The sequence below is a fragment of the Burkholderia sp. IMCC1007 genome (assembly GCF_027257875.1).
Taxonomy (GTDB): Bacteria; Pseudomonadota; Gammaproteobacteria; order Burkholderiales; family Burkholderiaceae; genus Burkholderia.
This window is the reverse complement of sequence record NZ_JAPVQY010000122.1, coordinates 1-4,025: the sequence shown is the minus strand read 5'-3', so window position 1 is coordinate 4,025 and position 4,025 is coordinate 1. Positions and strand designations below refer to the sequence as shown.

Here is a 4,025-nt window from a genome sequence, read left to right as displayed (position 1 = left end):
CGCGCCAGCCGGCCGCGAAGGGCGCGCCGCAGGCAACGGGCGAGCGCGCTCCGCGCCGCGAGCGTGCGCCGCGCGCCGCCGTTCCGCCGAATCCCGTTCCGCCGATTACGTACCCGGAAAGCCTGCCCGTGTCGGGCAAGCGCGACGAGATCGCGCGCGCGATCGCCGGTCATCAGGTTGTCATCGTCTGTGGCGAAACGGGGTCGGGCAAGACCACCCAGTTGCCGAAGATCTGTCTCGACCTCGGCCGCGGCCTCGGCGCCGGCGGCACGGGCCTGATCGGCCATACGCAGCCGCGGCGCCTCGCCGCGTCGTCGACCGGCCGCCGGATCGCCGAGGAACTCGGCACGCCGTTCGGCGAGGTGGTCGGCTACAAGGTGCGCTTCACCGACAATCTCGCGCCGGGCGCGTCCGTCAAGCTGATGACGGACGGCATCCTGCTCGCCGAGACGCAGACCGATCCGCTGCTGAAGGCGTACGACACGCTGATCATCGACGAGGCGCACGAGCGCAGCCTGAACATCGACTTCCTGCTCGGCTACCTGAAGGAAATCCTCCCGCGGCGGCCGGACCTGAAGCTGATCGTCACGTCCGCGACGATCGACGCCGATCGCTTCGCGCGCCATTTCGGCACCGACGAACGTCCGGCGCCGGTGATCGAGGTGAGCGGGCGGCTGTATCCGGTCGAGATGCGTTATCGGCCGGTAGCCGAGGACCGTCCGGCGGTGAAGAACGCCGAAGGCACGGGCGGCCGCGATCGCGTGAAGACCGCGCGCGAAGCCGAACGCGACCTGATGGACGCGATCGTCGACGCGGTCGACGAGCTCTGCCGCGAAGGCCCCGGCGACGTGCTGGTGTTCCTGCCTGGCGAGCGCGAGATCCGCGAGGCGGCCGAGGCGCTGCGCAAGCACCATCCGCCGCATACCGAGATCCTGCCGCTGTTCGCGCGGCTGTCGGCGGCCGACCAGGACAAGGTGTTCAAGGCGTCGAACGCGCGCCGGATCGTGCTCGCGACCAACGTGGCCGAAACCTCGCTGACGGTGCCGGGCATCCGCTACGTCGTCGACACCGGCCTCGCGCGCGTGAAGCGCTATTCGTACCGGAACAAGGTCGAGCAGCTGCAGGTCGAGTCGATCTCGCAGGCTGCCGCGAATCAGCGCGCGGGCCGTTGCGGCCGCGTGGCCGACGGCGTGTGCATCCGCTTGTACGAGGAAAGCGACTACCAGGCGCGCGCACGCTTCACCGACCCGGAAATCCTGCGCTCGTCGCTCGCGTCGGTGATCCTGCGGATGAAGTCGCTGCACCTGACGGCGATCGAATCGTTCCCGTTCCTCGAACCGCCGCCCGGCCGCGCGATCGCGGACGGCTACCAGTTGCTGAACGAACTCGGCGCGGTCGACGACGACAACGCGCTGACGCCGCTCGGCCGGGAGCTCGCGCGGCTGCCGCTCGACCCGCGCGTCGGCCGGATGATTCTCGCCGCGCGCGACCAGCAGTCGCTGCGCGAGGTGCTGATCATCGCGAGCGCGCTGTCTGTGCAGGACCCGCGCGACCGCCCGATCGAAGCGCAGGAGCAGGCCGACCAGGCGCATCGCCGGTTCGCCGACGAGCGTTCCGAATTCCTGCAGTGGCTGAAGATCTGGGCGTGGTTCGAAGAGGCCGTCGCGCACAAGAAGTCGAATCGCCAATTGATCGACGCGTGCCGGCAGAACTTCCTGTCGCACTTGCGGCTGCGCGAGTGGCGCGACGTCCATTCGCAGTTGCTGACGGTCGTGCGCGAGCACGGCTGGCGGCTCAACGAAGTCGAGGCCACGTACGAGCAGATCCATCTGGCCCTGTTGACGGGCCTGCTCGGCAACCTCGGGATGAAGGCCGACGACGATCCGCATTACCTCGGCGCACGCGGGATCAAGTTCTACCTGTGGCCGGGTTCCGCGCTCGCGAAGAAGGCCGGCCGCTGGGTGATGGCGGCCGAGCTCGTCGAGACGAGCCGGCTGTACGCGCGCTGCCTCGCGAAGATCGAGCCCGAGTGGGTCGAGAAGGTCGGCGCGCATCTGCTGAAGAAATCGCTGTCGGAGCCGCACTGGGAGAAGCGTCCGGCGCAGGTCAGCGCGTTCGAGCGTGCGACGCTGTACGGGCTGCCGATCTATCACCGTCGGCGCGTCGCGTTCGGCAAGCAGGATCCGGCGCGCGCCCGCGAGCTGTTCATCCGCGGCGCGCTGGTCGAAGGCGAATTCGACACGAAGCTGCCGTTCTTCGCGCACAACCGGAAGCTGCTCGCCGATATCGAGCAGCTCGAGCACAAGTCGCGCCGGCAGGACGTGCTGGTCGACGACGAGCTGATCTACGCGTACTACGACCAGGCGATTCCGGAAGGCATCCACACGGGCGCCGCGTTCGAGCGCTGGTATCGCGACGAGGTGAAGAAGGGCGGCCAGCCGGACGACAAGCAGCGGCTGCTGTACCTGTCGCGCGACGACCTGATGCGCCACGAGGCGGCCGGCGTGACGACCGACCTGTTCCCGAAGCGCGCGACGATGGCCGGCGTCGAGATGGCGCTGACCTACCACTTCGAGCCCGGCACGCCGCGCGACGGCGTGACGCTCGCGGTGCCGCTCTACGCGCTGAACCAGGTCGACGCCCGCCGCTGCGAATGGCTCGTGCCGGGGATGCTGAAGGAGAAGGTGCAGCTGCTGCTCAAGTCGCTGCCGCAGAAGCTGCGCCGGCACTGCGTGCCGCTGCCCGAGTACGCGGCCGGTTTCGTCGAGCGGATGGGCCGCGAGCGCTTCGGCGCCGGCGGGCTCGTCGAGGCGCTGATCGCCGACGTGCGTGCGCAGACACAGGTCGCGATGAAGACGGCCGACTTCAAGCTCGAGACGCTGCCCGCGCACCTGTTCATGAACTTCAAGGTGATCGACGAGCACGGCCGTCAGCTCGCGATGGGGCGCAATCTCGCGCAGCTGCGCCAGGAGCTGGGCGCGCAGGCGCAGCAGCAGTTCCAGAAGATCGCGGCGGCGTCGACGATCTCCCCGGGCGGCGAAACCGACACGGGCGACGCACCGGCGTTCGCGGCGGGGCCGGCAGCGGCGCCGGCAGCGAAGGGCGGCAAGCCGGGCAAGGGCGCCGCGCCGCAGACGGCCGCGCCGGCGGAAGCAGGCGCGACGGCGCTGTATGAAAACCTGACGACATGGAACTTCGGCAAGCTCCCCGAGCTGCTGGAGATCCGCCGGCGCGGCCAGACGTTGTACGGCTATCCGGCGCTCGTCGATCGCGGCACGCATTGCGATGTCGAGGTGTTCGATTCTCCTGAGGAGGCCGCGCGCATCCACCGGGCCGGCTTGCGGCGGCTGTTCGCGCTGCAGTTGAAGGAGCCGATCAAGTTCCTGGAAAAGAACCTGCCGGGCCTGCGCGAGATGGCGATGCAGTACATGTCGCTCGGCACGCAGGACGAGCTGCGCGAGCAGCTGATCGACACGGCGCTCGACCGCGCGTGCCTGCAGGACCCGCTGCCCGACGACGACGCGAGCTTCCATGCGCGCCGCGACGAGGGCCGCAGCCGCCTGAACCTGCTCGCGCAGGAGATCGCGCGGCTCGTCGGGCAGATCCTGGCCGAATACGCGGGCCTCGCGAAGAAGCTCGCACAGGCGAAGCCGTTTGCGCAGGCCCATGCCGATATCCAGCAGCAGCTCGCGGCGCTGGTCGGCAAGCGCTTCGTGATCGACACGCCTTACGCGCAGCTTGCGCATTTCCCGCGCTACCTGAAGGGCATCGCGCTGCGGATCGACAAGCTGAAGGCCGATCCGGCGCGCGACGCGAAGCAGTCCGCCGACCTGCTGCCGCTCGTCCAGCAGTACCAGCGCGCGGTGTCGCAGCGCGGCGGCGTGGCGGACTCGCGGCTCGCGGAGTTCCGCTGGCTGCTCGAGGAACTGCGGATTTCGCTGTTCGCGCAGGAACTGCGCACGCCGATGCCTGTCTCTGTCAAGCGTCTGCACAAGGTCTGGGAGTCGATGCAGCGCTAGTGCGAC

General features: G+C 69.2%; 1 protein-coding gene. It reads left to right on the top strand.

The genetic code is table 11. From position 1 onward, the window contains the following. On the top strand, positions 1-4,019 hold a 4,019-nt coding region (hrpA, locus tag O1Q03_RS39740), incomplete at its 5' end, for an ATP-dependent RNA helicase HrpA (protein WP_442865926.1). Between the last annotated feature and the right edge of the window lie 6 nt (positions 4,020-4,025).